At 70.4% G+C, this 25,464-nt stretch carries 27 protein-coding genes and 1 pseudogene; 8 read left to right on the top strand and 20 right to left on the bottom strand.

From position 1 onward, the window contains the following. Window positions 1–104 precede the first annotated feature (104 nt). Both SK571_RS23760 and SK571_RS23755 read left to right on the top strand, forming a co-directional pair. Entirely contained in the window at window positions 105–449 is a 345-nt protein-coding gene (locus tag SK571_RS23760) for a hypothetical protein (protein ID WP_319986291.1), read from the top strand. Window positions 450–527: 78 nt separating this feature from the next. Beyond that, the gene (locus SK571_RS23755; protein WP_319986290.1) at window positions 528–1,910 is read left to right on the top strand and encodes a ferritin-like domain-containing protein; all 1,383 of its coding nucleotides are present in this window, start codon (window positions 528–530) and stop codon (window positions 1,908–1,910) included. Between the two features lie 5 nt (window positions 1,911–1,915). Here SK571_RS23755 and SK571_RS23750 read toward each other — a convergent pair whose 3' ends face one another. The 3 genes from SK571_RS23750 to SK571_RS23740 form a co-directional block, all read right to left on the bottom strand. Then, a complete protein-coding gene (locus SK571_RS23750) occupies window positions 1,916–2,281 on the bottom strand; it encodes a hypothetical protein (protein ID WP_319986289.1) in 366 nt (121 codons plus the stop codon). A gap of 128 nt (window positions 2,282–2,409) precedes the next feature. Then, on the bottom strand, window positions 2,410–5,196 hold the full coding sequence (locus tag SK571_RS23745) for an AfsR/SARP family transcriptional regulator (protein WP_319986288.1): 2,787 nt from the start codon (window positions 5,194–5,196) through the stop codon (window positions 2,410–2,412). A 127-nt stretch (window positions 5,197–5,323) separates the two neighbouring features. Further along, window positions 5,324–5,878, bottom strand: coding sequence for an RICIN domain-containing protein (locus SK571_RS23740; protein ID WP_319986287.1), 555 nt, complete (start codon window positions 5,876–5,878; stop codon window positions 5,324–5,326). 194 nt (window positions 5,879–6,072) lie between these two features. Between SK571_RS23740 and SK571_RS23735 the strand changes: the two genes are divergently transcribed. Next, window positions 6,073–6,531, top strand: a complete 459-nt coding sequence (locus tag SK571_RS23735) for a DUF5980 family protein (RefSeq protein WP_319986324.1) — start codon at window positions 6,073–6,075, stop codon at window positions 6,529–6,531. 3 nt (window positions 6,532–6,534) lie between these two features. On the opposite strand, the gene SK571_RS23730 is transcribed toward SK571_RS23735, so the two are convergent. Continuing rightward, entirely contained in the window at window positions 6,535–7,605 is a 1,071-nt protein-coding gene (locus tag SK571_RS23730) for an NAD(P)H-dependent amine dehydrogenase family protein (RefSeq protein ID WP_319986286.1), read from the bottom strand. Window positions 7,606–7,615: 10 nt separating this feature from the next. Beyond that, window positions 7,616–8,404 (bottom strand): SDR family oxidoreductase, encoded by a 789-nt coding sequence (locus SK571_RS23725; RefSeq protein WP_319986285.1) that lies wholly within the window; start codon window positions 8,402–8,404, stop codon window positions 7,616–7,618. Window positions 8,405–8,462: 58 nt separating this feature from the next. Between SK571_RS23725 and SK571_RS23720 the strand changes: the two genes are divergently transcribed. Continuing rightward, window positions 8,463–9,092 (top strand): TetR family transcriptional regulator, encoded by a 630-nt coding sequence (locus SK571_RS23720; RefSeq protein WP_319986284.1) that lies wholly within the window; start codon window positions 8,463–8,465, stop codon window positions 9,090–9,092. 135 nt (window positions 9,093–9,227) lie between these two features. Here the strand turns inward: SK571_RS23720 and SK571_RS23715 are convergent, their stop codons facing one another. Both SK571_RS23715 and SK571_RS23710 read right to left on the bottom strand, forming a co-directional pair. Further along, entirely contained in the window at window positions 9,228–10,343 is a 1,116-nt protein-coding gene (locus SK571_RS23715) for an NAD(P)-dependent alcohol dehydrogenase (RefSeq protein WP_319986283.1), read from the bottom strand. Between the two features lie 104 nt (window positions 10,344–10,447). After that, window positions 10,448–11,926, bottom strand: a complete 1,479-nt coding sequence (locus SK571_RS23710) for an aldehyde dehydrogenase family protein (RefSeq protein WP_319986282.1) — start codon at window positions 11,924–11,926, stop codon at window positions 10,448–10,450. Between the two features lie 65 nt (window positions 11,927–11,991). On the opposite strand from SK571_RS23710, the gene SK571_RS23705 reads away from it, so the two are divergent. Further along, window positions 11,992–12,411, top strand: a complete 420-nt coding sequence (locus SK571_RS23705) for a MarR family winged helix-turn-helix transcriptional regulator (RefSeq protein WP_319986281.1) — start codon at window positions 11,992–11,994, stop codon at window positions 12,409–12,411. Window positions 12,412–12,531: 120 nt separating this feature from the next. On the opposite strand, the gene SK571_RS23700 is transcribed toward SK571_RS23705, so the two are convergent. The 8 genes from SK571_RS23700 to SK571_RS23665 all read right to left on the bottom strand — a co-directional run bounded on the left by SK571_RS23700 (window position 12,532) and on the right by SK571_RS23665 (window position 19,063). Beyond that, window positions 12,532–13,461, bottom strand: a complete 930-nt coding sequence (locus tag SK571_RS23700; protein WP_319986280.1) for a PDR/VanB family oxidoreductase — start codon at window positions 13,459–13,461, stop codon at window positions 12,532–12,534. Then, entirely contained in the window at window positions 13,458–13,616 is a 159-nt protein-coding gene (locus SK571_RS23695; RefSeq protein WP_319986279.1) for a hypothetical protein, read from the bottom strand. The genes SK571_RS23700 and SK571_RS23695 overlap by 4 nt, the downstream gene beginning before the upstream one ends. Then, on the bottom strand, window positions 13,613–14,647 hold the full coding sequence (locus tag SK571_RS23690; protein WP_319986278.1) for an aromatic ring-hydroxylating dioxygenase subunit alpha: 1,035 nt from the start codon (window positions 14,645–14,647) through the stop codon (window positions 13,613–13,615). The genes SK571_RS23695 and SK571_RS23690 overlap by 4 nt, the downstream gene beginning before the upstream one ends. Window positions 14,648–14,736: 89 nt before the next feature. After that, a complete protein-coding gene (locus SK571_RS23685; RefSeq protein ID WP_319986277.1) occupies window positions 14,737–15,504 on the bottom strand; it encodes an IclR family transcriptional regulator in 768 nt (255 codons plus the stop codon). Between the two features lie 118 nt (window positions 15,505–15,622). After that, window positions 15,623–16,273, bottom strand: coding sequence for a response regulator transcription factor (locus SK571_RS23680; RefSeq protein ID WP_319986276.1), 651 nt, complete (start codon window positions 16,271–16,273; stop codon window positions 15,623–15,625). After that, window positions 16,270–17,430 (bottom strand): sensor histidine kinase, encoded by a 1,161-nt coding sequence (locus SK571_RS23675; RefSeq protein WP_319986275.1) that lies wholly within the window; start codon window positions 17,428–17,430, stop codon window positions 16,270–16,272. Before SK571_RS23675 ends, SK571_RS23680 begins: the two co-directional genes overlap by 4 nt. Before the next feature lie 22 nt (window positions 17,431–17,452). Next, a complete protein-coding gene (locus tag SK571_RS23670) occupies window positions 17,453–18,745 on the bottom strand; it encodes an alpha/beta fold hydrolase (protein ID WP_319986274.1) in 1,293 nt (430 codons plus the stop codon). Window positions 18,746–18,886: 141 nt separating this feature from the next. Continuing rightward, window positions 18,887–19,063, bottom strand: coding sequence for a hypothetical protein (locus tag SK571_RS23665; RefSeq protein ID WP_319986273.1), 177 nt, complete (start codon window positions 19,061–19,063; stop codon window positions 18,887–18,889). Between the two features lie 178 nt (window positions 19,064–19,241). Here SK571_RS23665 and SK571_RS23660 point away from each other — a divergent pair, with 178 nt between their 5' ends. Further along, window positions 19,242–19,505 carry a GlsB/YeaQ/YmgE family stress response membrane protein gene (locus tag SK571_RS23660; protein ID WP_319986272.1) on the top strand — a complete coding sequence of 88 codons (264 nt, stop codon included), beginning with the start codon at window positions 19,242–19,244 and terminating at the stop codon, window positions 19,503–19,505. A 65-nt stretch (window positions 19,506–19,570) separates the two neighbouring features. Here SK571_RS23660 and SK571_RS23655 read toward each other — a convergent pair whose 3' ends face one another. Then, the gene (locus SK571_RS23655; RefSeq protein ID WP_319986271.1) at window positions 19,571–20,890 is read right to left on the bottom strand and encodes an alpha-lytic protease prodomain-containing protein; all 1,320 of its coding nucleotides are present in this window, start codon (window positions 20,888–20,890) and stop codon (window positions 19,571–19,573) included. Window positions 20,891–21,102: 212 nt separating this feature from the next. Here SK571_RS23655 and SK571_RS23650 point away from each other — a divergent pair, with 212 nt between their 5' ends. Both SK571_RS23650 and SK571_RS23645 read left to right on the top strand, forming a co-directional pair. Continuing rightward, window positions 21,103–22,290, top strand: coding sequence for a fumarylacetoacetate hydrolase family protein (locus tag SK571_RS23650; protein WP_319986270.1), 1,188 nt, complete (start codon window positions 21,103–21,105; stop codon window positions 22,288–22,290). 24 nt (window positions 22,291–22,314) lie between these two features. Beyond that, a complete protein-coding gene (locus SK571_RS23645; RefSeq protein ID WP_319986269.1) occupies window positions 22,315–22,485 on the top strand; it encodes a hypothetical protein in 171 nt (56 codons plus the stop codon). Window positions 22,486–22,616: 131 nt separating this feature from the next. Here SK571_RS23645 and SK571_RS23640 read toward each other — a convergent pair whose 3' ends face one another. From SK571_RS23640 to SK571_RS23625, 4 genes and pseudogenes are all read right to left on the bottom strand, one after another. Beyond that, window positions 22,617–23,882 carry an ABC transporter permease gene (locus tag SK571_RS23640; RefSeq protein ID WP_319986268.1) on the bottom strand — a complete coding sequence of 422 codons (1,266 nt, stop codon included), beginning with the start codon at window positions 23,880–23,882 and terminating at the stop codon, window positions 22,617–22,619. Then, window positions 23,879–24,526: an ATP-binding cassette domain-containing protein gene (locus tag SK571_RS23635; protein WP_319986323.1), complete on the bottom strand. Its 648-nt coding sequence runs from the start codon at window positions 24,524–24,526 to the stop codon at window positions 23,879–23,881. The genes SK571_RS23640 and SK571_RS23635 overlap by 4 nt, the downstream gene beginning before the upstream one ends. A 94-nt stretch (window positions 24,527–24,620) precedes the next feature. After that, window positions 24,621–24,677, bottom strand: a pseudogene (locus SK571_RS23630) (ATP-binding cassette domain-containing protein); the annotation flags it as partial. 323 nt (window positions 24,678–25,000) lie between these two features. Next, on the bottom strand, window positions 25,001–25,450 hold the full coding sequence (locus SK571_RS23625; RefSeq protein WP_319986267.1) for a hypothetical protein: 450 nt from the start codon (window positions 25,448–25,450) through the stop codon (window positions 25,001–25,003). Window positions 25,451–25,464 lie beyond the last annotated feature (14 nt).

Here is a 25,464-nt window from a genome sequence, read left to right as displayed (position 1 = left end):
ACGGTCAGCGATCCTCGGGATGCTCGTGCGTGACCGAGGTCGCGCACGAGCGCGGATCTGTCGTTTCGCACCTATCCCGAGCGGAGCCCGCTAGGGTGGCCCGCGTGAGCGTCTCCCTCTACTACACGGCTCGCCGCGCGACCCCGCTGACCGACGCCGAGCTCACGGCGGTCGGCCAGGTCGTCGACACCTACAACGCGAACGCGCCGTTCTCCCTGGAAGAGGGGCTGCACCTCTACGACCGGCTGGAGTCCGGAACGGCGCTCGACGGGTCGACCAAGCTGCCCGGCTCGAATGACCGGGCGGTCGCGTCGCTGGTGCACTGGCTGGCCGCGGTCACCGCGCTGCGCGGCGCGGTGCCGGACGCGGACTGGACCTTCAGCCTCGACGACTACGACATCGAGTGGGACGACCGCACCGGCTACCACCTGCCCGGCCTCGCCGACTGATACGCGACGGCCGGCGGGATCTCATCCGTCGTCGAGATCGGCTGTCACAGATCCAGGGCCTGTCCGGTCTTCTTGGACGTGAGTCACTCCCTGGAATCGAGCACCGGCACCAGCGAGCCGGTCGTCGTGATCAAGAACTACACCGTGCCGGCCGACGAGGCCGAGCACTTCGTCGACGTGTACCGGGAGAACGCGCGGATCATGTCCGCCCAACCCGGCTTCGTGCGCTCCCGCCTGCACAGGCCGCTCGCCGGCGGGCCGGACGCGCGGTTCGTGCACGTCGCGGAGTGGAGCTCTGGGACCGATCTGGACAGGGCCGTCGTCAACGCCGAGTGGCGTGCTTCGTTGCAGCGCATGTTCGACGATCCTTCTCTGCACATCACCTCGGAACCCGCCTCCTACCGCGTCGTGGTCGAGCTGCGGCCCTCGGGTGGTGCGATCGAGACCGTCGAGGATCTCCGCCGCCACCTGCAGTGGGCGATCGAGCTGGAGCACGCGACCATCCCTCCGTACCTGTGTGCGCTGTACTCGCTGGACCCTGGCCGCAACGCCGAGGCCGTGCAGGTGGTCGGCAGCGTGCTCGCGGAGGAGATGCTGCACCTGGCGCTCGCGGCGAACCTGCTCAACGCGGTCGGTGGCGAGCCCAGGCTCGACGCCCCTGAGCTGCTGCCGGGGTACCCGCACCCGTTGCCACACGGCGACCGGTCCCTCCAGGTCCAGCTCGTCCCGTTCGGTGCGGAGGCCCTGGAGCTGTTCTTGCGGATCGAGCAGCCCGCTGCGGTGGGTGCACCGCCCGAAGCGGACGAGTACGAGACGATCGGGCAGTTCTACGCCGCCATCGAGGCAGGGATTCGCAGGCTGTGCGACGAGCTGGGCGAGGACGCCGTCTTCACCGGCGACCCGGCCCGGCAGGTCGGCGAGTTCCACCTGCGCGGCGGTGGTGGCGCGGTCGTCCCGGTGCACGACCTGAAGTCCGCGCTGGCGGCCCTGACCGAGATCACCGAGCAGGGCGAGGGAGCCGCGCGCACCGACGTCTGGGACGGCGACCGCGACGTCTTCCACCCCGAACGGGACGAGGTGGCGCACTACTACCGGTTCCAGGAGCTCAAGCACGGCCGTCGCTACCAGACCGGCGACACGCCGCAGTCCGGTCCGACCGGCGAGCCGATCGTGGTCGACTTCGACGCGGTCATGCCCATGCGGCCGAACCCCCGCACGACCGACCACCCGGAGGGCAGCGAGATCCGCGTGGCCCAGGAGCGGTTCAACGTCACCTACTGCCTGTTGTTGCAGCAGCTGGAGGAGGCGTTCAACGGCGAACCCGCACGCCTCGGCGCCACCGTGGGCACGATGTACCAGGTGAAGGCCCAGGCCCAGGCGCTGATGGCGACGCCGCTGGAGGACGGGACGGCGACAGCGGGCCCGACGTTCGAGTACGTGCCGCCCAGCCGGCGGGCCTGACCTGGTCAGGGGTGGATCCGCAGCCCGGCACCCGAATCGAGGCGGAGCGACTCGAGGATGACGAAGGTGGTGCTGACGGTGAAGACGTCGGCCGCGGCGAGGATCCCGCCGCCCTTCGTGCACTCCGGCGCGGCGGCGAGGAAGACGTCGTGATTCGCATCGAAGTCCACCTGCTGACCGCCCTCGCTCGCTGCGAACTCGGTGATCAACGTGGCGCCATCACCGCCGTCGAACAGTCGCTCGACCTCGCCGAGCAGGACCGGATCATCCTCCCGTTCGTCCTCACGGGAGCGTGGAGGCTGTTGGAGTCGCTGCCGGCGTGGGAAACCGCGCACGCTGCGCTTGTGGCTCCCATTCTCGATGTCGTCCACAGTGGAGCACCGTCGACCGGCGTGCTCGCGGAGGAACTGAGCCCCAGCGAGCCAAGCTCGGCGCCACCGATCGCGGCGCGGCCGTGCAACGCGGTCGTGAGCTCCGCCTGCTGTCGGCGTCCTGACGGTCAGCACTCGTCGCGACGTCGACTCGGCGTGGACTGACCGTCCAAGAGCTGCCGGAGGTCGGCCGCGTCCTTGGCCCGGCGCTGGGCCCGGTACAGCTCGATGGCCTGCAGCCAGGCCGTTCGTGCCAGATCGTGGTGCCCGAGGGCGTGGTGGGTGTGGCCGAGGCGCTCCAGGATGTTCGCCTCGATGTAGTCGTGCCCGATCTCCCGGAACAGGGCGAGTGCGCGGCGGTAGTGGTCGAGGGCCTGGGACAGGTCGCCGGTGTGGTGGGCGACGTAGCCGAGGGTGTCGAGGGCGTCCGCTTCCACTTCGCGGTCACGATGGCGCCGAGCCGACGTCAGCGCGGCCTCGCAGTGGGTGCGTGCCTGCTCGTACATCCCGAGCTGGGCGTGGTCCCAGCCCACCTGGGCGTGTGCCCGCGCCTCCTGGACCGGCAGACCGACGTCCTGGAACAGGCGGAGGGCGGGGACGGAGTGCTGCAACGCCCGCCCGTAGTCCCCACGGCCCTGCCACAGACTGGCGAGCATGTGATGGGCGTGAGCCTGGCCGGGGAGGTCGCCCGTCTCCTCGCTGATGGTGAGAGCACCGTGGAGCAGGGGCAGTCCTTCGGAGTGAAGCCCCAGTCCCCCGCACTCGTTGCCGAGATGTCTTCGGGTCATGACCTGAGCGTCTCTGTCGTTCGTGCGGTCCGCGGCGGCCACCGCCGCCCGCCACGTGGTGAGGCCGTCGTGGTAAGTGCCCCGTCTGCGGAAGAACGTGTCCAACGACCAGGCCACGTACCAGACCGGGGCGTACAGGCCCTGTTCCGCGGCCAGTTTCTGCGCCGCGAGGAGGTTCGGGAGCTCGGTGGTCAGCCACTGCGCCGCCGCCGTGTCGTCCTCGAACTCGAGCGGGACCGCGCCCTCGGCGGGCACCCCGATCGCGATCGGGTGACGCAGCGGAGCGAGTGTTCGATCAGCGGCGTACGCGGTGTGCGCGTAGAAGTCGACCACCCGCTCGAACGCGGCGGTGTCGCGATGCGCGCGTTCGGCCGCGTACAGCTTGACGAGGTCGTGCATCCGGTAGCGCCCAGGGGCGTGCTGACCGACGAGGTGCGCCTGTTCCAGTTCACGCAGGCAGGCACGGGCGCGGGCGAGGGGCAGTGCGGTGAGGCTCGCGACGGCGGGCAGGCCGATGTCCGCGCCGGGAGCGATTCCCACGGCACCGAACACGGCAGCCGCCTCAGCGGACAAAGCATGGTAGGACCAGGAGAACACGGCACGGAGGCTCACCAGGTCCTCGCCGGCGTCCAGGGCGTCGAGCAGCTCGCTCTGCTCGCGCAGTTCACCGGCCAGTGCGGACAACGGGAAGTCCGGGTGTGCGGTGGCGCGGGCGGCCACGATGCTGATCGCCAGTGGCAGCCCCGCGCAGCAGGTCAGCAGCTCGGCCGTCACCCCGGGTTCGGCTGCCAGCCGGTCCTCGCCGAGGTGCGTGGCCAGCAGCCGTCGTGCCTCCTCGTCGGTCAACCGGTCCAGGTTCAGCACCCGCGCGCCGTGCGCGGCGACCAGACCGCTGAGGTGGCGGCGGCTGGTGACCAGCACGACGCAGGTCGAGCTCCCCGGCACCAGCGGGGCCACCTGGGCGCTGTCGGCCGCGTTGTCGAGGAAGATCAGCATCTTCCTGCCGGCGACGAGGCTCCGGTACAGCCCGGCCTGCGCGTCCACGCCGGTGGGGACGGCGGAGGGCGCGACGCCGAGCGCGTCGAGGAACCCGCGCACCGCCGTCGCGGCGGGCATCGGCTGGCCGGTGGGGTCGAAGCCGCGCAGGTTGACGTACAGCTGGCCGTCGGGGAACCGGTCGAGGTTCCGGTGCGCCCACTGCGACGCGAGCCAGGTCTTGCCCATCCCGCCGAGCCCGCCGACCGCCGTGATCACCACGGTGTCCTGGCCCAGTGCGGCGTCGAGCTCCGCCAGTTCGCGAGCTCTGCCGGAGAACAGCCTCGGCCGGGCCGGAAGCTGTTGCGGCACCGCGATCCGCGGTCTGCGCGGCACGGTCAGCGCCGGATCGGTCACCAGGATCTGCTCGTGCAGACGTTGCAGCGGCGGGCTGGGATCGGTGCCGAGCTCCTCGGCCAGCCGCTTGCGCATCTGCTGGTAGTGGTCCAGCGCGTCAGCGGGGCGGCCGCTGCGGTACAGGGCGAGCATCAGCTGGCCCGCCAGGCGTTCGTCCAACGGGTTCTGGTCCGCCCACTCCGCCAGGTCGGGCAGCAGCAGTGCGGTGTGCTCGGGTCGTGCCAGGTGGCGGAGCTGGACGTCGACGAGCTCGAGCCGGACCGCGTGGCGGTGCTGGATCAGCGTGGCGCGCAAGGAGTCCAGCCACGCCGTGGTCAGTCCGGCGAACGGTTCCCCTCCCCACAACCTCAGCGCCTCCTCGAGCAGAGTCGCGGCCCGGCTGTCGTCCGCGGCGGCGCGACCGTCGTCGACGAGCCGCCGAAACCGGTGCAGGTCCACGGTTTCCGGCTCGACGGTGAGCTGGTATCCGGTCGACCTGCGCGCGATCGTGACACCCTCCGCGGGCGCCAAAGCGTTGCGCAGCATGGTCATGCTGTGCTGAACGGCGGCACGCGGCTTGCGCGGAAGGCGGCGCTCGCTCCAGATCCGGTCCACCAGCTGGTCGACGGACACCACCTGGTTCGCCTCGACCAGCAGCACCGCCAGCATCGACCGCAGCTGCCCGTAGCCGATCATGATCGGCTCACCGCGGACCTGTGCCCCGACATCCCCGAGCAGCCGGAACCGCACCGTCATCTGGCTTCCTCCCCGCGCCCCGGCAGCATGCTTACCGGGTCTGATCAACACGCTCAAGCTCTGCCGTCACGCTGCGAACGTTCGGGCTAGGCCGTGCGGGCTGACCGCGCGGGGAGGGTTGCACCCATCAGGGCCAGATCTGCCACCACTGGTCGTTGTAGCCGAGGATGCAGTCGTAGTTCACGGCACTCTCACCGTTCCCGCCCTTGTTGGACGGAACCGCGAGACACCGGTTGCTCTTGTAGTTGCGCAACCGGTAGTGGACGTTGTCGGGCATGAGCTCGGGCAGCCACCACTGGTCGTACCAGGCGTCGACGCAGTCGTACTGCACGACCTTCGCGCCGTTGGCCGGGTTCGCGGCGGCGACGCAGCGATCGGTCCGCTGGTTGCGGATCCGGTAGTACCCCGGTGCGTCCGCGACGGGCTCGAACCGCCAGTACTGGTCGGTGTAGGAGGTGTAGCAGTCGTAGTGGATCACCGGCTTGCCGTTGCGGTTGTCCGCCGAGTTCACCGCGAGGCACTTGCGGTGGTAGTTGTTGATCAGGTTCTGGTACGTGCCGGGGTTGATGCCCTGCACCACCGGCGTTTGCTGCTCCGCGGCCACCGCGGCGGCCGGTACCAGGAACAGCGCTGCCGACGCGGTCACCGCGAGCGTCAACGCCTTGCGCAACCAGGTTCTCATCCATCCTCCAGGAAGCGAGGCCGGTCTGACCCGCACAGCCTCGCCACCGCCGCGCTCGCAGTTCGTTGGCTGCGATTGAGTGACCTGCTCACGCCCTGTCGGCTCCGACGATTCTCAAAGAGCTCTGAAATCCGGTCGCTAGCGTGAACCGGAGCGCATTCGCGCCAGTTTTCAGGAGGGGTTCGGTGAAAGTGATGCTCCGGATCGCCAGATCGGTGCTCGTCCTGGCCTCGGTGCTCCTGCTGTCCCTGCTCGGCACAGCCGTCGTCGCGTCGGCGCAGACGTGGCATCTGGAGCAGTTCGACAGGACCAGCCGGATGTGTGTTCAGCAGGGTCTCGATGGGAGAACCCACGCCTCTTACTTCATCTTCGTGGTGAGCGGGAAGTGGACCACCGACCTCGAGTTCGGGATGCGCGACCTGCCTCCCGGCTGGACCGCCACCGAACACCACCTCGCGCCGGGCTCCAACTTCCACGACTCTGACGGCTCGATCAACGTCAACGGGTTCGTCGGCGTGCAAGGATCCGCGTCAGTGCCGATGGCGACCTACCGCGCGCACATCTGGGTGTCGGACGGGACCGTGACCGAAACCCTCCCCACAGACGTCGTCGTCACCACCGAGTCCTGGGTGGACTGCATGAATCGGGGGTGAAGTTCACCGTCCCGGAACCGACACCAGTCCGCGTCCGGTGGTCAGGGGCAGGTCGAGTGCGGTGAGCAGGCCGGGTGGTGCGCCGACGACCGCGGGAACGGCGTTGACCAGACGCATGGCGGTGGACGCCACGCCCGCGGTGTTGTGGTCGCCGTCGCCGCCGGTCAGTCGCAGGTCCAGCACGTAGTTGGGTTCGCCGGTGATCTCCACGCGGTAGCAGCCGGTGCCGACCGGCTGCGGCCAGTCCGGCGCGAGGTCCGGGCGCAGTCTGGTGACGTGTTCGAGCACGAGCACCGGTTGATCCGCGATCATCCCGCTGACGGTGAACCGCAATGCCGCCATGGTGCCTTCGGCGATCGTGCGGCCCGCGGCCGTGAAGGGGGCCGGCGCCGGGCACCGCTCGTGGTGTTCGACGACCGAGTCCAGCGGGACGTCCAGGGCGGCGGCAAGTTGGCGGACCACGCTGCCCCAGGCGAGCGAGAGCACGCCGGGCTGCAGCAGCAGCGGAGTGTGGTCGAGCGGTGCGCCGAAGCCCATGATGTCGAACAGCACCAGCGGGTTGTCGTAGGTGGAGTAGTCCATGATCTCCGAGCAGCGGATGAGGTCGATGCGCTGACACGTGCCGGACAACAGCAGGGGTAACCAGTCGTTGGCCCAGCCGGGGTCGATTCCGTTGACCCACAGCGAACTTCCGCCCTCGACCGCGGCCTGGCGGATGGGCTCGATCAGCTCGGGTGGCACCGTGCCCTCCGGGTAGGACAGGAACACCGGGCCACTGGCCACCACGTTGATGCCCGCCCGCAGCAACAGGCACAGGTCGTCGATCGCCTCGGTCAGCCGGTTGTCGGCCATCGCCGTGTAGACGACGCAGTCCGGCTCAGCCGCGATCAGCCGGGCGGCGTCCGTGGTCGCCCGGATCCCGTGCGGGTCCACCCCGGCCAGCTCCCCGGCGTCGCGGCCGTTCTTGGCGGGGTCGGACACCCACACGCCCACCAGTTCCAGGGCGGGGTGGTCGATGATGCCGCGCAACGCCCACCTGCCGACGTTGCCGGTGCTCCACTGCACCACGCGCATCTGAGCCTCCTCAGAGATCAGGCAGGTTGAAGTCGAGGTTGGGCGCGCCGATCCCGCCGTCGACGCGCAGCACCGATCCCGTGGTGTAGCCGGAGGCACGTGACGCCAGGAACAGCACCGCGGCCGCGACCTCGTCGGGGTGTCCCAGCCGGCGCAGCGGCGTCGCCTGTTCCATCGAGGTCCTGATCTTCTCGTCGCGGGCGACCACGTCCAGCGCCGAGGTGTGGACCGAGCCCACGTCGATCGCGTTCACCCTGATCCGCGGCGCGAGGTCCGTGGCGGCCAGGCGCGTGTAGTGGGTCAGGGCCGCCTTCGCGGTGCCGTAGGCGAGGAACCCCCGACCGGCGAGCCGGCCCATGACGGAGGCGATGTTGACCACCGACCCGCCACCTCCGTCGAGCATGAGCGGGACCGCCGCACTGGTCAGCGCGTGTGCGGTGGTGACGTTGAAGTGGAAGGCGTCTTCCAGGAAGTCCGGCGTCGTCGTCAGGAACGTGTTCGGCATGGTGCCGCCCACGTTGTTCACCACCACGTCCAGCCGTCCGAACCGCTCGGCGGCCGTGTGCGCCAGCGCGGCCACGGCGTCCACATCGGACAGATCCGCCGGCACGACGACGGCACTCCGCCCCAGTGCCTCGATCTTGCCCGCGACCTCTGCCAACTGCTCCGCAGTGCGTGCGCTGATCACCACGTCCGCGCCGGCCTCTGCCAGCGCCATCGCCGATGCCGCGCCGATGCCGCGGCCCGCGCCGGTCACCACAGCGACCGCGCCGGGCAACCTGAACATGTCCGTCACCACCCGGCCACTCTTAAGCCCCAGTGCTTAAAAGTCAAGATGCACGTGTTAACGTGGTGCCGTGGCCAGCGCGGACGCCAGGGAACGGATCATCGTCGCCGCCGAGCGGTTGATCGCCGAGCACGGCCCGGAGGTGCCGTTGCGCGACATCGCGACGGCCGCGGGCCAGCGCAACAACTCGGCCGTCCAGTACCACTTCGGCTCCAGGGACGGGCTGATCGACGCCGTCGCCGAGCACCGCATCGCCGACCTCGAGCAGCATCGCCTCGAACTGCTCGCCGAGAGTGAGGCGACCGGCGAAGCACAGGACGTCCGTGCTCTGGTCTCAGCGCTGGTGATACCGATGCTGACCATCCCCTATGAACACGGCGCCACCCACTACGCGCGGTTTCTCGAACAGGTCCGCACCCACTCCGCGTTGTCCGCGGACACCAACCTCGACCGGGCTAGGCGGGCCGCGGTCCGGCTGATCATCATTCGTCTCGACCGCGCGCTGCGGGACTTTTCGCCCGCGCTCAGACGCCGTCGGCTGCGCGTCCTCCCCACCGTGCTGTTCGCCCTGCTCGCCGACCGTGAGCGGGCCGTGTCCGCGGGCGACCTGCCGCCGGACGACCCGCACTCGGCCGCCGAGCTGGTCGACCTGATCGTCGGCATGCTCACCGCCCCGGTGTCCACCGCCGCGTCGCGGTAGTCCGGGCGACGGTCACGCGGAACCGGCGGGCTCCGGAGGTGCGGGCCGCGAGCGCGCGCAGTTCGCCGCGGCGCACGCCGAGCCCGGTCAGCACGGCCGCCAGGCGTTCGACCCGGTGTGCGAGCCCGGCGCAGGTCAGGGTCCGGCCAGCCGCAGCACGGGTTTGATCGTCACGCCGGCCAGCACGTCGTCGACGGCCTGCTGGATCTCCTCGAACGCGTAGTGGGTGACCAGCCTGTCGATCGGCAACCTGCCTCCGGCGACGAGGTCGACGAGCGCGGGGATCAGCGACTGCGTCTCGGCGTCGCCCATGGTGAGCCCGACGACGCGGCGGCCGGGCAGCATGAAGTTCACGTCGACGGGCACCTCGGTGCCGAACGGCGGCGCGCCGACGATCACCGCGGTGCCACGGCTGGCGAGTGCGGAGATCGCCGTGCCCAGCACACCGGCGTTGCCGGTCGTCTCCACGAGGCCGTCGACACCGCGGCCGGAGGTGAGCTTCGAGATCGCGTCGCCGAGGTCCTGGTGCGTGGTGTCGACGGTGTCGGTGGCGCCGAGTTCGGCGGCCAGCGCCAGCCGGTGCGGCACTCGATCGGCCGCGATGATCCGGGTCGCCGGGGTGAGCCGGGCCGCCATGATCGCGGACAGCCCGACCGCGCCGGCTCCGGTGACGAGCAGGGTGGCGCCGGGGCGGGGCGCCAGCACGTTCCAGACCGCGCCCACGCCGGTCATGATCCCGCAGCCGAGCGGGGCGAGCAGGTCGAGCGGTGCGTCGGCGGGGACCTTGACCAGACTGCGCTCGTCGACGACGGCGTGGTGGGCGAAGCTCGACTGGCCGAAGAAGTGGCCGCCGAGCGGGACGCCGTCGCGGGAGATCGGCGACGTCCCGTCGGCTCGTTCGCCGCCGATCAGGTTCGACGGCAGCCAGGTGTCGCAGTAGGCGGGGTGGCCGTCGCGGCAGTGCGGACAGCGGCCGCACGAGGTGTAGCTCAGCAGCACCTGGTCGCCCGCGGCGACCTTCGTGACCGAGGAGCCGACGTCCTCGACGATCCCGGCGCCCTCGTGGCCGAGCACGCCCGGCAGCGGGAACGGCAGGTGGCCGGCGGCGACGCCGAGGTCGGTGTGGCAGACGCCCGCGGCGACGACGCGGACGCGGACCTCGTCCGGTCGCAGGTCGTCCAGCGTCACCTCGGAGAGCGCGAACCCGGAACCGGCGGACTCGACGACGGCCGCGGTTGTCGTGGTGGGCATTGGGTTTCTCCTGCTGGGATCAGGGCGAGGGGATCGGTGGTGGCCGCGTACCCGTTCTGGGCGCGGGTTGTTCTGCGGGATCGGCCACGTTCCCGGCGTGCGAATCAGGCCAGGGAGATGACGACCGACTTGGTGCGCGTGTAGGAGGCGAGTGCCTCCGGGCCGTACTCGCGGCCGTGTCCGGAGTCCTTGACGCCGCCGAACGGGATCGCCGGGTCGAGCATCGCCCAGTCGTTGACCCAGACGATGCCCGCCTGCAGCCGGGCCGCCACCCGGTGCGCACGGGCGAGGTTCTCGGTCTGCAGCCCGGCGGCGAGGCCGTAGGACGTGCCGTTGGCCATGGCGACCGCCTCGTCCTCGCTGCCGAACCGCTGCACGGTCAGCACCGGCCCGAAGATCTCCTCCTGCACGACGGGAGAGTGGTCGGGCAGGTCCGCGATCACCGTCGGCTCGAAGAAGAAGCCGTCCCGGTCCACGCGCTGCCCGCCGGTGACGATCCGGCCGCCCTCCGCTCTCGCCAGTGCGACATGGCGTTCCACTTTGGACAGATGTCGTTCGCCGGCCATCGGGCCGATCACGGTCGCCGGGTCGAACGGGTCGCCGAGCGGGACGTGCGGCACGGCGTCGGCGAGCGCGTCCACAACGGTGTCGTACAACGACGACGCGACGAGGAGACGGGGTCCGCCCATGCAGAACTGGCCCGTGTTGAAGACGAACCCCTTGATCGCCGCGCCGATCGCCTTCTCGAGGTCGGCGTCCTCGAAGACGATGTGCGCCGCGTTGCCGCCCAGCTCCATCGTCATCGGCTTGAGCTGCGCGCCCGCCACGCTCGCGGCGTGCCTGCCGACCGCGGTGGACCCGGTGAACGCCACCTTGTCCACACCGGGGTGGCTCACCAGGTGGTCGCCGATCTCGGAGCCGAACCCGGTGACCACGTTGACCACCCCCGCGGGCACACCGGCCTCGGTGAGGATGTCGGCCATCAGCAACGCGCTGAGCGGCGTGTCCTCCGCGGGCTTGTGCACCACCGTGTTGCCGGCCGCGAGCGCCGGCGCGATCTTCGAGCTCGACAGGATCAGCGGGAAGTTGAACGGCGTGATCGCCGCGACCACCCCGATCGGTTCGCGGCGGGTGTAGGCGTGCGAGGGGATGGGGATCTGCCGCGTCGCCCCGTCGATGCCCTGTGCCAGCGCCGCGTAGTACTCGTACTGCTCGGCGGTCGTCTCCACGTCGACCGGGCGGCACAACGAGACCGGCTTGCCGACGTCGAGGCTCTCCGTCGCGACGAGCTCGTCCGCCCTGGCCCGCACGACGTCGGCGACGCGGTGCAGGATCCGGGCGCGATGTCTGCCGGGTGTCGCCGCCCAGCCGTCGAACGCCGCGCGCGCCGCGGTGACCGCGTCGTCCACGTCGGACTTCCCCGCTCTGGCAACGGACGTCACGACAGAGCCGGTGGACGGGTCGACCACGTCGAACCGGACGCCGTTCTCGGCCGCGCGCCACTGACCTCCGATGAACAACTTGCCGGGTGCGACGTCGGGGCGGCGCACCGTTGCGGTCGGCCGGTCGTCGACTGCGGTCATGATGGATCTGCCTTCCTGTGCCAGGCTTTGAGTGATCGACGAGAGTGATGGGGAAGGTGAGGCACGTGCGGCCGTCGCTGATGTACGAGGTCAAGCAGGTGGAGCTCGCGGTGCGTGCACTCATGGACGAGGTGCTGCGCCCTGCCGGCGTGACGACCCTGCAGTACACCGCGCTGACGGTGCTGGCCGGCCGCGACGGCCTCACGTCAGCGGAGCTGGCGCGCAACTCGTTCGTGACCGCGCAGACGATGACCGACATGGTCGCCGCACTGGAACGGCGTGAGCTGATCGTCCGGGAGCAGGACCCCGCGCACGGCAGGAGGTTGCTGATCAGCCTCACGGACAAGGGCAGGGCGTTCCTGGACGAGCACGCCGCCGAGGTCGCGGCGATCGAGGAACGGATGGTGAGCAGGCTCAGCGAGAACGAGCGAACCGCGCTGCACGACCTGCTCAACCGGTGCCGTGCCGCTCTCGCCGGTTCCTAGTGACCGCGCATGGTTCAGCTCCTCGTCGAGCGGCGGTATCAGGGTCTCGAATATCAGGAATCCTGATATAACGAGCATGCGCCTGCCTTGTTGAACTGTCAAGAAGTTCTTGGGTCTACCTCAGAGGTCCAGCACCAGGCGGGGTGAAAGGGACCGGGACACGCAGATCATCATCGCGTCGCCCACCGCCCGTTCCTGGTCGGTGAGCACGGAGTCGCGGTGATCGGGTGTCCCGGCGAGCACGGTCGTCTCGCAGGTGCCGCAGGTGCCTTCCTGACAGGACGACAGCACGGACACGCCCGCTCGTTCGACGACCTCCAGGACGGACTGCCCGGCCGGCACCCGCAGCACCGCACCGGTCTGCGACAGCTCGATCTCGAAATCGTGCCGAGGCCCCTGTGCCGCACCGGCTTTCGGTGCGAACCGTTCGACGTGGAGTGCGCCTTCCCGCCAGTTCGCGCAGTGCTGCTCGACGGCGGTCAGCAGGCCTTCCGGACCGCAGCAGTAGACGGCGGTGTCCTCGTCCGGCTCGCCGAGCACCGCCCGCAGGTCCAGCAGGCCGTGCTCGTCCTCGGGACGGATCTCGACCTGGCCGAGGTGCTCGAGCTCGTCGCGGAACGCCATGGAGGACCGCGTTCTGCCGCCGTAGAGCAACCGCCAGTCGTGACCTGTCGTCTCGACCTGGGCGATCATCGGCAGGATCGGGGTGATGCCGATGCCACCGGCGATGAACAGGTAGCGCTTCGCCTCGACGAGCTCGAAGTGGTTGCGCGGCCCTCGCACCTCGATTTGCTGCCCCACGGCGAGAACGTCGTGCACGTGCCGTGAGCCGCCGCGCCCGTCTGGTTCACGAAGGACGGCGACCTGCAGGATCGAGGTGTCGTCCGGGTCGCCGCACAGCGAGTACTGGCGCACCAGGTCGTCGGCGAGTACGAGGTCGACGTGGGCACCCGGTGTCCAGTCCGGCAGCGGGTCGCCGTCCGGGTGCCGCAGCGTCAGGAGCACCACACCGTCGGCGATCGGTTCCTTGTCGTCCAGCAGAAGCTTCATGACGTGTGCCCGTCGGGATGATCGAGCAACCACGCCCACAGCTCGACGGGATCTTCGAACTCGCGCTCGGCGGAGCAATGGCACACCGCGCGGAGCCGGTCCGTCCCCAGCACCCAGTGGATCCGGAACACGCGGTCACCGGTGAGCGCGTTCATGCCTTCTCACACAGGCGCTTGAGCATCCGCCGTGCGGCGAGCCCGCCGGTGTCGATGTTGATCGACAGCTCCTGGTAGCCGTCCGGCTCCTTCGCGATGACCTGCTCCAGCACGTTCAACGCCACGACGTCCTGCATGACGACGGTGCGGTTGTTCTCGGCGAGGAACGCGGAGACCTCCTCGTCCCCGAGTGCGAAATCCCGTGCCACGCACCAGAAGTCGTGCGTCGAGGACTCGGTCTCCGGCGTGATGGCGTACACGACCTCGACGTGGAACGCGTCCGGGTCGGTGCCGTCCGGGTTGGGCACGGAGCCGACCGGCGCGATGCGACTGTGCAGTTTGTACAGGCACGGTGGCGTGTACTCGATGTCCTGCCAGCGCGCGATCCTGCCCTGCAGGCCCGTGGACTTGGCGTAGAACGGCGGGCATTCCGCGTCGTCCATGTGCCGCGACACGTAGACGATGCCGGCGTCCTCGTCGACCTCGGTCGTGATCGGGGTGGAGGCGACCTCCGGTGTGCCGATGTAGCCGCCGTGCAGGTAGGTCTCGTGCGAGAGGTCCAGCAGGTTGTCGACGAGCAGCTCGTACCGGGCGTTCAACGGTTCCATGCCGGCGACTGTCGTGTAGTCCGGCGAGACGAGCCACGGCGCGCGCGGGATCCGCGACGCGTCGGCGTTCGCCGGGTCGCCGATGAAGACCCACACGAACGAGTCCTGCTCGACGACGGGGTAGGGCAGAAGCCGTGCGGTGCGCGGGATGCGCGTCTGGCCGGGCACGGCGACGCACTTGCCGCTCGCGTCGTAGGTGAAGCCGTGGTACCCGCAGACCACCTGGTCGTCGACGAGCCGGGAAGGCTTCTGCGACAACGGGAAACGGCGGTGCACACAGCGGTCCGGCATGGCCGTCACCGCGCCGTCGCGAGTGCGCCAGAACAGGATCGGCTCGCCGCAGATGGTGCGGGTGAACAGGTCGTGCTCGATCTCAGAACCGTAAGCCGCGACGTACCACTGGTCGCGCGGGAAGCCGGACATCGACGCTCCTCATCCGTGGTGGGAAACCACAGAGTGGCGGAGGCCACAGCCCGTGCCGTAGAGCACTTTCCGAAAAATGGAAGTCGATCCTAATTCGACAGTGCGCGGGAGATCGCCTGGGCGCTGGTGCGCACGAGCCGCGCCAGCGCGTGCGCAGTGGTGCTTCCGTGCCGCACGACCAGCGACACCGCCGCGACGACCTCGCCCTGCCGGTCGCGGATCGGTGCGCCGACCGACAGCGCGTCCATCGTGACCTGGCGATCACTGATCGAGAAGCCGTTCGACCGGACGTCGGCGAGCATCCGGCGCAACCGCGCCGGGTCGGTGACGGTCTTGGCGGTGTACCGGGCGATCGGTCCGCCGAGCACTTCCTCCTGCACCTCGGCGGGGGCGTGCGCGAGCAGGACCAGGCCGACACCGGTGGCGGTGAGCGCGAACCGGTCGCCGACGCGGGTGAGCACCGGCACCGCGTCGGAACTCGCGATCCGTTCGACGAAGACGAGCTCCGTGCCCTCCCTGACGGCGAGCTGCACGTTCTCCCTGGTGATCCGGGAGAGGTCGTCGAGGAACGGCAACGCGGCCTCGCGCAGCCCCGGACCACGTGGCGCGAGCGAGCCGAGCTCCCACAGCCGCAGCCCGATCCGGTACAGCCCGTCCGTGCCTCGTTCGACGGCGCCCCACGCGCAGAGCTCCTGCATCAGCCGGTGCGTGGTCGACAACGGCATGCCCGCACGCCGGGCGAGATCGCTCAACGTCAGCTCGCGGCGATCGGCGTCGAACGCGTCGAGGAGCCGCAACGCGCGGCCGATCACCGGCCCGGTGGGGCCCGCGGGCCTGCCTCTTCTCGACACGCTCATCCCGCCATCTTCCCCGGAGCCGCCCAGTGGCCACTACTTCCGTTGCGGATGCACCTCACGACCACCGGCCCGTGCCGTCCGGGCAGGACGCGTTCAGGTCCACTTCGGACCGGCCGCGTCAGGAAGGGCTCAGGATGGCGTGCTCGTAGGCGTAGATCACCATGTGCACGCGAGTGCGCAGGCCGAGTTTGGCGAGCACACGTGCCACGTGGGTCTTGACCGTGCCTTCACTGACAGTCAGGGCACGGGCGATCTCTGCGTTGCTGAGCCCGCGCGCCACGTGCCTCAGCACCTCCAGCTCGCGCGGGGTGAGCAGGTTCAGTCCGGTCGGTGCGGGCCGGGGCACCATCTGGGCGAATCGGCGGATGGCGCGGCGGGTGACCTGCGGGTCGATCAGCCCCTGTCCCCTCGACGCCGCACGAACCGCCTCGACGAGCAGCGCCGGCTCGCTGTCCTTGAGCACGAAACCGGCCGCGCCCGCCTGGAGCGCGCCGAACAGGTACTCGTCGACGTCGAACGTGGTCAGTGCGACCACGGCGGGCGCGGGGTTGACCGATTCGGCGATCCGGCGGATGGCCGCCACCCCGTCCATCCGCGGCATCCGCAGGTCGAGCACCACCACGTCCACGCACAGCAACCGGGCCTTGTCGACGGCTTCGGCGCCGTCCACGGCCTCGTCGACCACCTCGATGTCCGGTTCGGCGTCGAGGACCAGGCGCAGTGCCCACCGCGCGGGCTCCTGGTCGTCGGCGACCAGTGTGCGGATCATCGCTCCTCCCCCAGCGGGAGCCGGGCTTCGACGAGCCAGCCGCTGGGACGGTTCGGCTCGATCCGCAGGGTTCCGCCGAGCAGTCGGGTCCGTTCCCGGATGCCGCGCAGCCCGGTGCCCTCGGCCGTCGGGCCGGGCGTGGTGGAACCGTTGTCCGCCACGGTGATCACGACGGCGTCCGGCGTGTGGTGGAGGTGCAGGTCCACCCTGGTCGCATCGGAGTGGCGCAGCGCGTTGGTGAGCGCCTCCTGGGCCAACCGGTAACCGGCGTGGTCGACCAGTGGCGGCAGGCCCCCCGACACCGGGCCGTCCCTGGTGAGGGTCACGGTGCGGTTCGGGCCGGTCACGTGGTTCACGAGGGCGTCCAGGTCGGTCAGCGTGGTGCCGCGCGTGGGCAGTGCGGCCAGAACGTCGCGAACCTCGGTGAGCGCGGTGGCCGACACCTCGGCGATCGTGACCAGCGCCCGGTCGGCGACCGGCGGCAGGGAGCGGACGACGTGCCGGACGGCGTTGGCCTGCATCCGGATCACGGTGAGGTGGTGGCCCACCGCGTCGTGCACCTCGCGGGCCATGCGGGCGTGCTCCTCGGCGATCACGCCGCGGGTCTCTTCCCGGTAGAGGCGTTCGGCGTCGTCAGCGCGGTCGCGGTGCATGCGCAGGGCGTAGCCGACGGCGACCGGCGCGAGGCCGAGGAGGAGCAGGTCCGTCCAGGTCGCGGCCGTCGGTGAGCGAACTCCGGCCACGGACAGGACGAGCAACCACCCCACGGCCACAACGAACACCGCCGGCCGGGGACGGTAGTACGCGGCGGAACCGAACGCGGCCATGGCGACCAGGCGCCCGGACCGGTCCGGCACGGCGATGACGATCACGATCGCGGCGGAAGCGAACGCCGTGATCAAGGGAAAACGACGTCGCAGCAGCAAGGGGACCGCCACCGCGACCGACGCGGCCACCATGACGACCGGACTCGCGGAGCGGTGTTCGACCAGCCCGAGCACCGACACGACGACCACGGCCGCACCGGCGAGCACCGCGTCGCCTCCGATGGTGCCGCGAAGCCGCTCCGGCAACGCCCGCATGCGCCGCGGGAACGACCACCACGAGCGCGGTCCCGCCGGGTGGCTGGTGGGACCGGACACCCGGCGGTCATCCATTCCCCAGTTGTACACGGCCAGGTCAGACCGGCGTGCCGCACCGCGCGTCCCGCGCGGGCAGCTCCCCGGCCAGGAAGTAGCGGTGCACGTGGTCGCGGACGCAGGCGTTGCCGTTGAGGTAGAGCCCGTGGTTGCCCTCCACGGGCAGGTACGCGCCTCCCAGCGCAGCGGCGACCCGGCGGCCGTGCTCGGCGGGGGTCAACGGATCGTGCTCGCCGTTCGCCACCAGCACGTTCGGCATCGCGGACAACCCGGCCGGCGGGTTGAGCCCTTCCCCGGGCACACCCGAGCAGTGCCCGGAAACCCGCCACGGGGCCGCCGCCCAGCCCAGCCGGGGCGCGACCGCCCGCAACCGGTCCTCCACCCGCTTCACGGTCGGGAAATCGGCCGGGAAGGGGAAGTCCGCGCAGAACGCCGTCCGCGCGAGACTCACATCGGACGAACCTGGCCGCGGTGTGATCGCCGTCGTGTCGCCGGCCTCCAGCTGCGCGAGTCCGATGGTCAACGCGGGCCAGCCCTTGTCGTTGCCGATCCGCGCCGCGGCCCACCTGAGGACCGCGGACACCTCCACGCCGGGCATGGACAGCACGCGGTCCCACACGGCGATAACGTCCTTGCCGTGCAGTGCGCAACCGGCCTCGGCCGCACACCACCGCGCCATCCGGTGGAGGTTGCTCTCCGCCGCGACGGCACCGGCCCGAGCCCACTCGGCCGGGTCGCGCCGGGTGTGGTCCAGCACGCTGTCCAGGTACATCCGCCCGACCCGATGGCCGAACAGCTCGGCGTACGACTGCCCGTACACCGTGCCGTACGAGTTGCCGAAGTAGTTGAGCCGACGCTCCCCCAGCGCACGCCGGACGGCGTCCATGTCGTGCGCGACCTGGCGGGCGTTGAGACGCCCCCGGTAGGCGCCCATCGCCTCCGCGCAGTCCGCCGCGAACCGGCCGTTGGCGGCGGCGTACTCGCGATGGGCGGACTCGGTCACCGGCGAGGACAACGGAACCGGATTGGGAGTCGGACAGGCGACGCCCATGCCGCGCGGGTCGAACACCACGACGTCGAACCGCGCCGCGAGGTCCGCGAACTGGTCGCGGTAGCCCGGAAACGCGAAGTTGGGGATGGCCGACCCCGGGCCACCGGGGTTGAGCAGGAGAACACCGGCCTTCTGCTCCCGAGCCGGGATCTTCAGCAGCGGCACGGCGATCCGGGTGCCGCCGGCCGGACGGGTCCAGTCCGCGGGAACCAGGACTTCGCCGCACCACAGCCCGTCATGGCACTCCCGCCACGTCAGGCCCTCGGCAGCGATGGCGGGCACTGCGCCTCCTGCGACCACACCGACCGCGACCAAGAGCATCATCAGCGCTTTCATGCCCCGATTCGATCAGCCGGATCACCCCGGCACGTCTGCCTTTCGACAGACCTTCCGCTCACCGCGCGGCCGCCTGAGGGTCACACGTCAGCTCGCCACCCCAGGCGCGACGCCCTTCGTTGATGGCGAGGAGCGCGATGACCAGTCCCGCCACCGCGTCCAGCCGAGCACGGCACAAGCCACCAGGCCGACGAGCGTGGTCACGCTCAGCCAGACGCAGAGTCGCGTCTCCGCGGCGTCGGCGACGATGGGCCGCGAGTTCATCGCCAGTCCGTTCCGGCGTTTCGCGCGGCATCGGCCGGACAAACGCAAAGGTCGTGGAACGCCGAGCTCACGTCGTCGGTTGAAGCTGGTAAGGACAACATCACCTCGGCGAGCGATTGAGCGATGATCCGGTTGGGTAGCCGAATCGAGCAAGGCAATCGACCACCAGGAGGCTGACGTGATCGGGTTCATCGTCGCCGGTCTGATCATCGGTGCGCTCGCCCGACTGATCAAGCCCGGCAAGCAGAACCTCGGCATCGTGGCGACGCTGCTGCTGGGGCTGGTCGGCTCCGTCATCGGCGGCACCATCGCCAACCTGCTCGGCACCGGGGACATCTTCGAGCTCAACGTGCTGGGTTTCATCGTCGCCGTGATCGCCTCCGTGCTGCTGATCGGCGTCGCAGAGGCCGTCGTCGGCCGCAACCGCACGAGCGTGCGGTAACGCCGGACTGACCCCAACGGCCCCGGTCACCGCCCGTCGCTCCGGGGCCGTTCCCTGTCCCGCCGTCAGAGCCGCTGCCAGAGGGCAGGGGTGTTCGGCGGCTCCCATCCGGGGACGGACGTGTGCGGCTGGATGATGCGGTAGGACGCGCCGCCGTAGGTGACCTGGGCGCCGTCGCCGTAGTTGGTGTACGGGGCCCACGAGCCGCCACCGCCGGGGGGCGTGGTCGTTGTCGTGGTCGTGCCGGTCGGCTGGGTGGTCGTGGTCGGGCCGACGGTGGTCACCAGGCGCAGGTTGTAGACCTGGAGGATCTCGGTCAGCGGCTGGAAGTAGATGGTGCCGCCGGTCTGGCAGTTGCCGGACCCGCCGGAGGTGACGCCCTGGGCCTGGTCGCCGGTCAGCCACGAGCCGCCGGAGTCACCGGGCTCGGCGCAGGCGTTGGTGCGGGTCAGACCGGTGATGGTGCCCTCCGGGTAGGTGACCGAGGCGTTCTTCTGCTGGATGGTGCCGCAGCGCCAGCCGGTGGTGGAGCCGGAGCGGCAGACCGAAGCGCCGACCGGAGCCTCCTGGGAGCCCGCGACCGGGACGGTGCCCGGGTAGCGGTTGACCAGGGCACGCGGGGTGTTGCCCGCGTCGGTGCGGACCCAGGCGTAGTCGTTGCCGGGGAAGCTGCTGCCCTGGATGGTGCCGCCGGGGTTGGAAGTGCGGCCGCCGGTGGATCCGCAGTGGCCCGCGGTGACGAAGCCGCCCTCGACGGCGAAGCCGATGGAGCAGCGGCCGCCGCCGGGGAGGCCGTAGGCGTTGCCGCCGACGATGTCGATCAGCGGCTTGGGGTTCTCGGTGCTGGCCTCGAAGGCGACGATGTCGCCGCCCAGACCTGCCTCGGCCGTCCACGCCTTGGCCTGCTCCTCACCGCCGGCGCGGGCGAGCACGACGACCTTGTTGGTGCGGACGTCGACGTACCAGCCGGGGACAGCGTCGGGTGCGGTGGTGGCCTTGGCGTCCAGCTTGATCTTCGCGCTGTCCAGAGCGGACGCACTGTGCTTCGCCGTGGTGGCGACGGCGCCGCGCGAACGCACCGCGCTCGCCAGCGCCGGGTCGGTGACCGCGACTGTGAGGGTGTGGCCGGTGCCGTCCAGCCAGGACCCGGCGTACGCCGTGCCGAGGCGCGACTTCAGCGCGGCGTCGGTCTGACCCGCGACCTTCTCGGCGTCGAGGCGCTCACGCGCCTGCTCCGAGGAGATGCCGAGGTCACGGGCCATCGCGGCCAGCACGGCGGGGTCAGCCGTGTTGGCCGCGGTGGCGCTGGTCGTCAGCGCCACCGCGATGGTCAGCCCGGCCGCCGTGACCGCCGCTGTGGCGGCGGCGATGAGCTTGCGGTTCATGTCCGCTCCTTGCATGCAGGGTGATTGCGCGCACACCGTACGACGGGGATCGGATAAGTGGTACATACCAATTGGCCATAAGGTGGAGCGCGCTCACGACCCCTGCGGGGTTCGACTCGCCGATAGCGTGAGGACCGACAACCGGGCTCTGCGACCGGGTGGCTCTGATCCCGACGCGACCGGACATTGGTGCGAGCAGGAAGGGTTTTTCCATGGGGATCTCGCTCAACGCCGCCAACGTTCTTCCGCAGGACGCGGCGGACGCCACTCTTGTCGCGAGGGTCTTCGACCCGTCCGCGGGCGGCCCTTCGGTCGTGACGATCCGCGGCGAAGAGGTCGTCGACCTGTCGCCGCTGGCACCGACCGTGTCGTCACTGCTCGAGCGCCCGGACGCGCTGGACGTCGTCAGGAATCACCCGGGCGGCACGTCGTGGCCGCTCGCGGAGGTTCTGGCCGCTACGACGAACCCGACCGGTGCTGTTCCCCGGTTTCTGGCACCGGTCGACCTGCAGGTGCTCAAGGCCGCCGGCGTGACCTTCGTCCGCAGCATGCTCGAGCGGGTCATCGAAGAGCGCGCCGACGGGGATCCCACGCGGGCCGAGGAGGTTCGCCAGAAGGTGGGCGCGATCGTCCAGGGCCACATCTCCCACCTCAAGCCGGGGTCCGCGGAGGCCGCGGAGGTGAAGAGGGTTCTTCAGGCCGAGGGCCTGTGGTCGCAGTACCTGGAGGTCGGTATCGGCCCGGACCCTGAGATCTTCACCAAGGCCCCGGTGCTCTCGGCGGTGGGACTGGGAGCCGACATCGGCGTTCTCGCCCGCTCAGCCTGGAACAACCCCGAGCCCGAGCTCGTCCTGGTGGTGGACTCGCGCGGAAACCCGGTCGGCGCGACGCTCGGCAACGACGTCAACCTGCGCGACTTCGAGGGCCGCAGTGCTCTCCTGCTCACCGAGGCGAAGGACAACAACGGTTCCTGCGCCATCGGACCGTTTCTCCGGCTGTTCGACGACGGGTTCACCCTGGCGGACGCCAAAGCGACCGAGATCGCCTTGGACATCACCGGCCCCGACGGTTTCGAGCTGCACGGCGTGAATCCGGTCTCCGAGATCAGCCGGGAACTCGAGGACCTCGTGTCCCACGCCTTCGGCGCCCACCACCGCTATCCCGACGGCTTCGTGCTGTTCACCGGCACGATGTTCGCTCCGACCGAGGACCGGGACCAGCCCGGCGAAGGGTTCACCCACAGGGTCGGGGACGTCGTACGCATCTCTTCGCCCCGATTGGGCGCGTTGACGAACGTCGTGAACACGGCCGAGGACGCCGAAGACTGGACGTTCGGCATCACCGCCCTGATGGAGAACCTCGCCGCCCGCGGTCTGCTGAACTCGCGCACCCAGGGGTGATGCCGGCTCGTCGCACCGGTCTGCGTGGCCTTCGCGGCTGCCACCGTCGCGACGCAGGTGCCCGCCTACAGCAGACATCTCTTCACGATGGACCTCGACTCTCAGTCGCTCCCAGTCGGCATGGTCGTCGCGCTCGTCGTCGCCGTCGTCCCGGTCCTGCACCGCGCGGGAAGCCGTGGCCTGCTCACCTGCTGATCGTGAGCGCGACCGTCCTGTTCGGACTTCTCCCGGTCGTCGTGAAGACGGCTGTGGTGTTCACGGCGGTGACCACGGCCCACAGCCACCTTCGCCGCGTTCTCCACCGTCCGCGTACCGCCTAAGGCGGATCAGCCCAGCCCGAGTCCGGGCAACTGCACCGCGGTGGCTTCCGCGCCTGCCGGTTCGCACCACGCGCGGTACCGGAGCTCATCCGGGCTGACGATTCCGTACGCCTCGCGAAGTGCGGCAACGCAGCGCCGCGCCAGCTGCGCGAACTCGTCCGTGGACGCAGGGCGCCGAAGCGACGACGTCCAGTTGGGTTGCGCGACGTCAGGCTCGACCCATTCGAACCTGCGCAGCTGGAACTCGTCAGCGTCCGCCACGACGTCCTTCGCCGGTGCTTCGGCGTCGAGCCGGTCGGGCTCGCCGGCGAACTGCACGTATCGCCTCGGGTCTGCCGCGGCGTGGACGATGAGGAAAACGCGATCGGTCACGTCGCGGAACGTGTCCGCGAGGCGCTCGGTGAACTGGTAGACCCCGAACTGCTGGACGCCCCGCGCGTGCAGGAACTGGTTGAGGTTGGTGCCGGCCCGGTCGGCGGCGCCCTCCAGCTCGTAGTACTCGGTCGAGCTCAGCCTGCGCCCGGTGGCGTCCGCGTAGCCGTGTTCGATCACCCAGTCACCGGAGCTGGACACGGGCCGGTGCCCCGCCTGGTCCTTCGAGCCGCCGACGGGGACCGGCTCCGTGGTGGTGAGCGGCGTGGCGTACGCGGGACGGGCCAGCAGCGCCACCGACATCCGGGCGGCGAGGAACGCCCCGAACGCGACGCCGAACGCGGGCAGACTGCGCCGCAGGACCGCCCCCGCGGCGGTGGCGACACCGAACGCGAACAGCGCGTACGCCACCGGAACAAGTCCCTCCAGGTCGAAGGCGTCGTACTGGAACCGCCCTTCCCACGCGTCGAACGGCTGACGGAACCAGGTGAGCACCGCGGTGAACGTCCCGGTGAGCGCGACTGTGACACCGGCCAATGCCACGAGCTTGGCCGTCAGCCAGCGCATCCGCGGCACGGCCTGCGTCCAGGCGAGCTGCCAGGTGCCGTCCTCCAGTTCGCGCGCGAGCAGCGGCGCGCCGAGGAACGCACCGATGACGACGGGGACCAGGTAGAAGGCCGCCAGGAGGTTCTCGACGAACCCGTACTCCTCGTCGAGCCGGCGGAAGGAGGCCGTGCAGGCCTCGTTGCCACCGGGCTCTCCCGCACACCGGGCGGGACCGCCGGGGAACAGGTCGTGGGCCTGCGTCCCGAGCACGAGCAGGGCGATGCCGAACATGCCGACGAGCAGCCCCAGGACGCAGACCTCGGTCCGGTGCTGGCGCCAGATCAACCACGTCATGCCGGCACCTCCGACGTGACCGCGACGCCCGGCTCGGACGGCCGGCGCAGGTACGCCAGCACCAGGTCCTCCAGCGAGACCGGCTGGGCCTGCCACCCCGGCGCGGCGGGGACCGCGCCGTCGCGTACCAGCAGGGTCGTGTGCCGGTCGCTGTGGACGACCTCCACGACGGCGCCGGCCCGGTCGAGGTCGACGGCCGTGCGCGGGCCGACGAGCAGCCGGTGCTCGGCGAGGAGGGTGTCGATGTCACCGGTGAGCGTGACCCGGCCTTGGTTGAGCACGACCAGGTGGTCGCAGACGCGCTCCAGCTCGTGCACGACGTGGGAGGAGAACAGGACGGTGACCTCTCCTTCGGCCACCGCGCCCATGAGGACCTGCAGGAACTCGTGCCGCGCCAGCGGGTCGAGGCTGGCCACCGGCTCGTCGAGGACGAGCAGGTCCGGCCGCTTCGCCAGGGCCAGAGCCAACGCGACCTGGGCCTGCTGCCCGCCGGAGAGCGTGCCGGCCCTGCGGTCGAGCGGGATGCCCAGCTTCGCCAGCCGGCGCTCGGCCAGCCCCTGGTCGAACCGCAGGTTGCAGGCCCGGCCGAAGCGGAGCATCTCGGCGACGGTGAAGCGCTTGTAGAGCGGGTGGTCCTGGGCCAGGAACCCGATCCGGGACAGAGTGTGCGGGGGTGCTGGCGGTGACGTCGTGGCCGAGGACCTCCACCGTGCCGGTGCTCGGTGCCAGCAACCCGACGACCAGGCGCAGCAGCGTGGTCTTGCCCGCGCCGTTCGGCCCGACCAGGGCGATCACACCGCCCGCCGGCAGGGCCAGGGTGCAGTCGCGCAGCGCCCACCCCTTCCGGTACCGCTTGCCCACGCCGTCGGTGCGCAGCGCGAACTCGGTCGCCGTCACGCCGATCGAGGTCCTGCAGCCGCTCGTCGGGCGTGGCCTGTGCGAGACGCAGGACTTGTTCAACAACAGCGCCGGGGCGGTGGTGGCGGCGGCACTTGCGGCCGGTTACCTGGCGTTGCGCGACCGTGCGGCGGTACACCGGTGAACGGGTCTGGACGAGGTTCCCGGCTGACCACCCTCGTGGGTGTTCCCGGCGAGGGAACACCCACGAGGGGTTCGCGTCAGGACTCGCCGAACACCCTGCCGGAACAGATCGTGGTCTCACCGGACTTCACCAGGCAGACCCGGATGGCCACCGTGGTGTCCTCCCCGATGTTGCCGCTCGCCCAGCCACTGCAGTAGGGCGACGCGTGGCCGCGGGTGTTGACGACGCGGTCGGTGTCCCACGTCGCGCCGGGGTTGATGTCCAGCTGGGTCTCGATGCCCCAGCCGTCCGCCAGCGTGTCGCAGGCCCGGATCGCGTCGCCGGGCACGCCGTCGTCCGGGTCGGCGTTGAAGTCGCCGTAACCCGCCAGGTTCGATCCTGCGTAGATGTTGATCCCGGCGTCCTTCGACTGGATGCCGAGCTCGAATCTCACCTGCGACTCCGGGGCCGCGCTGGCCTGGCCGCCTACCAGTACCAGGCCCATCGTGCTGGCGAGGACCGCGAGTGCCGTGAAGGTGCGCTTCATCCGTTTTCCTTCCG

It is taken from the genome of Lentzea kristufekii (genome assembly GCF_033949925.1).
Classification (GTDB): Bacteria; Actinomycetota; Actinomycetes; order Mycobacteriales; family Pseudonocardiaceae; genus Lentzea; species Lentzea kristufekii.
The sequence above is the reverse complement of the archived record's forward strand: the minus strand, read 5'-3'. Positions and strand labels throughout refer to the sequence as shown.

What these genes read in the sequence shown, in the direction of transcription:
- SK571_RS23745 (WP_319986288.1), bottom strand. Translation starts at nt 5,196, where the DNA reads ATGACGGTGCGGTTCCGGCTGCTCGGGGATGTCGGGGCACAGGTCCGC.
- SK571_RS23740 (WP_319986287.1), bottom strand. Translation starts at nt 5,878, where the DNA reads ATGAGAACCTGGTTGCGCAAGGCGTTGACGCTCGCGGTGACCGCGTCG.
- SK571_RS23735 (WP_319986324.1), top strand. Translation starts at nt 6,073, where the DNA reads ATGCTCCGGATCGCCAGATCGGTGCTCGTCCTGGCCTCGGTGCTCCTG.
- SK571_RS23730 (WP_319986286.1), bottom strand. Translation starts at nt 7,605, where the DNA reads ATGCGCGTGGTGCAGTGGAGCACCGGCAACGTCGGCAGGTGGGCGTTG.
- SK571_RS23715 (WP_319986283.1), bottom strand. Translation starts at nt 10,343, where the DNA reads ATGCCCACCACGACAACCGCGGCCGTCGTCGAGTCCGCCGGTTCCGGG.
- SK571_RS23710 (WP_319986282.1), bottom strand. Translation starts at nt 11,926, where the DNA reads ATGACCGCAGTCGACGACCGGCCGACCGCAACGGTGCGCCGCCCCGAC.
- SK571_RS23700 (WP_319986280.1), bottom strand. Translation starts at nt 13,461, where the DNA reads ATGAAGCTTCTGCTGGACGACAAGGAACCGATCGCCGACGGTGTGGTG.
- SK571_RS23695 (WP_319986279.1), bottom strand. Translation starts at nt 13,616, where the DNA reads ATGAACGCGCTCACCGGTGACCGCGTGTTCCGGATCCACTGGGTGCTG.
- SK571_RS23690 (WP_319986278.1), bottom strand. Translation starts at nt 14,647, where the DNA reads ATGTCCGGCTTCCCGCGCGACCAGTGGTACGTCGCGGCTTACGGTTCT.
- SK571_RS23685 (WP_319986277.1), bottom strand. Translation starts at nt 15,504, where the DNA reads ATGAGCGTGTCGAGAAGAGGCAGGCCCGCGGGCCCCACCGGGCCGGTG.
- SK571_RS23680 (WP_319986276.1), bottom strand. Translation starts at nt 16,273, where the DNA reads ATGATCCGCACACTGGTCGCCGACGACCAGGAGCCCGCGCGGTGGGCA.
- SK571_RS23675 (WP_319986275.1), bottom strand. Translation starts at nt 17,430, where the DNA reads ATGGATGACCGCCGGGTGTCCGGTCCCACCAGCCACCCGGCGGGACCG.
- SK571_RS23665 (WP_319986273.1), bottom strand. Translation starts at nt 19,063, where the DNA reads ATGAACTCGCGGCCCATCGTCGCCGACGCCGCGGAGACGCGACTCTGC.
- SK571_RS23655 (WP_319986271.1), bottom strand. Translation starts at nt 20,890, where the DNA reads ATGAACCGCAAGCTCATCGCCGCCGCCACAGCGGCGGTCACGGCGGCC.
- SK571_RS23650 (WP_319986270.1), top strand. Translation starts at nt 21,103, where the DNA reads ATGGGGATCTCGCTCAACGCCGCCAACGTTCTTCCGCAGGACGCGGCG.
- SK571_RS23640 (WP_319986268.1), bottom strand. Translation starts at nt 23,882, where the DNA reads ATGACGTGGTTGATCTGGCGCCAGCACCGGACCGAGGTCTGCGTCCTG.
- SK571_RS23625 (WP_319986267.1), bottom strand. Translation starts at nt 25,450, where the DNA reads ATGAAGCGCACCTTCACGGCACTCGCGGTCCTCGCCAGCACGATGGGC.